3 protein-coding genes are annotated in these 2595 nt (G+C 60.8%); all 3 read left to right on the top strand.

Features of this window, described 5'->3' with window-relative positions; translation table 11 throughout:
* Positions 1 to 82 precede the first annotated feature (82 nt).
* The 3 genes from tnpA to tnpC are packed head-to-tail and all read left to right on the top strand — an operon-like array spanning position 83 to position 2516.
* Positions 83 to 556, top strand: a complete 474-nt coding sequence (tnpA, locus tag NKJ23_RS34365) for an IS66-like element accessory protein TnpA (RefSeq protein ID WP_352453912.1) — start codon at positions 83 to 85, stop codon at positions 554 to 556.
* Positions 537 to 890, top strand: a complete 354-nt coding sequence (gene tnpB / locus NKJ23_RS34360; RefSeq protein WP_352469379.1) for an IS66 family insertion sequence element accessory protein TnpB — start codon at positions 537 to 539, stop codon at positions 888 to 890. The genes tnpA and tnpB overlap by 20 nt, the downstream gene beginning before the upstream one ends.
* A 54-nt stretch (positions 891 to 944) precedes the next feature.
* The gene (gene tnpC / locus NKJ23_RS34355; RefSeq protein ID WP_352685152.1) at positions 945 to 2516 is read left to right on the top strand and encodes an IS66 family transposase; all 1572 of its coding nucleotides are present in this window, start codon (positions 945 to 947) and stop codon (positions 2514 to 2516) included.
* Positions 2517 to 2595: the final 79 nt, after the last annotated feature.

The raw sequence follows: 2595 nt of genomic DNA, 5'->3' as shown, positions 1-2595 counted from the left end.
GTAAGCGCGAATTTCCCCGCACCTTTTGCTGTTGAGTGCTCTGATGCATGAGGTGTCCACCAAAATAGGTGGACACCTTGTGATGGAAGAAGATGAGCAGAAACTGCGGGTGAGGCTTGTCGGTCGGGACGGGCGACGCCGATACGACCCGGCATCGAAGGACCGTCTTGTCTCGGCCTGTCTTGAGCCTGGCGTGTCGGTATCGAGGCTTGCGCTCGAACATGGGGTCAATGCGAACCTTCTTCGGAAGTGGATAAAGAAGCGGGCGGAGACCCAGTCCCTCCCACAGCCCCCACCATCGGCGTTCATCCCGGTTCAGATTGAAAGCACTTCCGATCGGGCCTTGCTGCGACAGAGCAGCATGGCTGCGGTGGATTTGCCGGGGACTTGCGATGGGGCACGTAGGTCGGCATCGAAAAGGACAGCGCCTTTTTCCTCTCCAGCCAAGGTGAGCGCGTCGCTGCCGAACGGCGTGAAGTTGACGCTGGAATGCGGTGATGTGGATGCGTTGACGGCGACCATCGGAGCACTGGGTCATGTTCAGACTGGGCGCTGACCTGAAAGTCTACCTGCACCGCGAGCCGATCGACTTCCGGGCCGGCATCAACAGCCTTGCGGTTCTGGTCCAAGAGACGATGGCGCTCGATCCGTTTGCTCCGGCGGTTTTTGCGTTCTGCAATCGCCGTCGCGACCGGATGAAGCTCCTGTTCTTCGATCGGTCGGGCTTTGTGCTGGTAATGAAGCGGCTGACCGAGGACAAGTTCCGGTGGCCGCGCCGGGAGGCAGCGGTGGTCACGCTTACGACCGAGCAATTGCACTGGATCCTCGACGGCATCGACATCGATGCGATGGTCCGCCATCCGGTGCGGCAATATCAGGTTGCCGGTTGAGGGCTCTCGAATTGAGCGGTTGACGCGGCGGCATGCTTTCGATTCAAGAATCTGATGAATCGACCCGGCGAACCGACTGTTGAAGCGTTGATGGCGCGTATTGCTGCGCTGCAGGCGCAGAACCGTCAACTCACCGAACGCGTCGTCAAACTCGAGGAAGAGCTGGCGCTTGCACGACTGCATCGTTTTGCGCCGCGCAGTGAAAAGCACATTGACCGCCTCTTCAATGAAGCCGAACAGACCGCGGATGAGGACGCCGCCGACAACGAAGATGGCGGCGTCGTTGTCCTGCCGGACACGGGCTTGCCGGCGAGCGAAGGGGCGACGGGAAAGAAGCGCGGCCGCAAGGCCTTGCCGGAAAACCTGCCGCGCGAGCGCGTCGAGTATGACCTTCCCGACGATCAGAAGGCTTGTCCTTGCTGCCGTCACCAGATGCATCGCATGGGCGAGGCCGTTACCGAGCAACTTCATATCGAGGTGAAGGCGAAGGTCCTGCAGAATGTGCGGTTCAAATATGCTTGCCGTCATTGCGACCGTACCGGCATCAACACGCCGGTCGTGACCGCGCCGATGCCCGCGCAACCCTTGCCTGGCAGCATCGCCACGGCTTCGACGCTGGCCTTCGCGCTCGTTCACAAATACGTCGACGGCACACCGCTCTACCGCCTGGCGCAGGCCTTCGAGCGCGCGGGCGTTCCTGTCAGCCGTGGCGCTCTGGGTCACTGGGTGATCGGCTCGAGCGAAAAGCATCTCGCCCGCATCTATGACGTGCTGAAGCTGCGGCTCAGATCGCAGCCCCTCATCCATGGCGACGAGACCACGGTCCAGGTGCTGAAGGAAATGGACAGAGAGGCCACCAGCACCTCGTACATGTGGGCATACCGGAGCGGCCACGACAGTGACGAGCCGATCGTGCTGCTCGATTATCAGCCGGGTCGCGGCCAGATACACCCGCAGACCTTCTTGGGCGATTACCGCGGCATCGTGATGAGTGACGGTTATTCCGCCTGGCGCACGCTGGAAGGGGCAACGCATCTTGGCTGCATGGCCCATTCCAGGCGGCGCTTCGTCGATGCCCTAAAGGCGAGGAAGAAAGGCGGCGGCCCGCCGGAACAGGCGCTCCGGTTCTTTGAACAGCTCTATCGGGTTGAAAGGCAGGCGCGGAACGAAATCCCCGATGACAGCGAAACGCGAGATCACTGCATTCGCCACTTCCGCCAGCAACATAGTGTCCCGATCCTCCATGCTCTCAAGGCATGGCTCGACGACATCGCCCCAAAAGTCTTGCCGGACAGCAAGCTCGGCGACGCCGTCTCCTACACCCTGAACCAATGGGGATATCTGACTCGTTACACCGAGGACGGCAGCATGCCGATCGACAACAATCTTCTCGAGCGTGACATCAGAATCTTTGCCACTGGCCGGAAAAGTTGGCTGTTCAGCGATACCGTCGACGGAGCCAGGGCCAGCGCCGTCATCTACAGCCTGATGTTGACCTGCCGCGCCTGTGGCGTCGAGCCGTTAGCGTGGCTGCGCCACGTCCTCACTGAACTACCTCAGCGCCCCGAGAACGCAGCCATCGAGGATCTGCTGCCCTTCAACTTCGCCAAAGCAACAGCAGCCTGATCAGACCAGATACCGTTCCCGATTCGAAGGCCATCCGTCGAAAGCGCTCGCGTCAACGTGCAGCGAAAATAGCGCTTAC

Source organism: Mesorhizobium sp. M0184, from assembly GCF_040322215.1.
Taxonomy (GTDB): domain Bacteria; phylum Pseudomonadota; class Alphaproteobacteria; order Rhizobiales; family Rhizobiaceae; genus Mesorhizobium.
Note: the sequence above shows the minus strand (reverse complement) of the source record. Positions and strands in the feature narration are given on the sequence as shown.

Coding starts and splice junctions, on each gene's coding strand:
- tnpC (WP_352685152.1), top strand. CDS start 945: ATGAATCGACCCGGCGAACCGACTGTTGAAGCGTTGATGGCGCGTATT.
- tnpB (WP_352469379.1), top strand. CDS start 537: ATGTTCAGACTGGGCGCTGACCTGAAAGTCTACCTGCACCGCGAGCCG.
- tnpA (WP_352453912.1), top strand. CDS start 83: ATGGAAGAAGATGAGCAGAAACTGCGGGTGAGGCTTGTCGGTCGGGAC.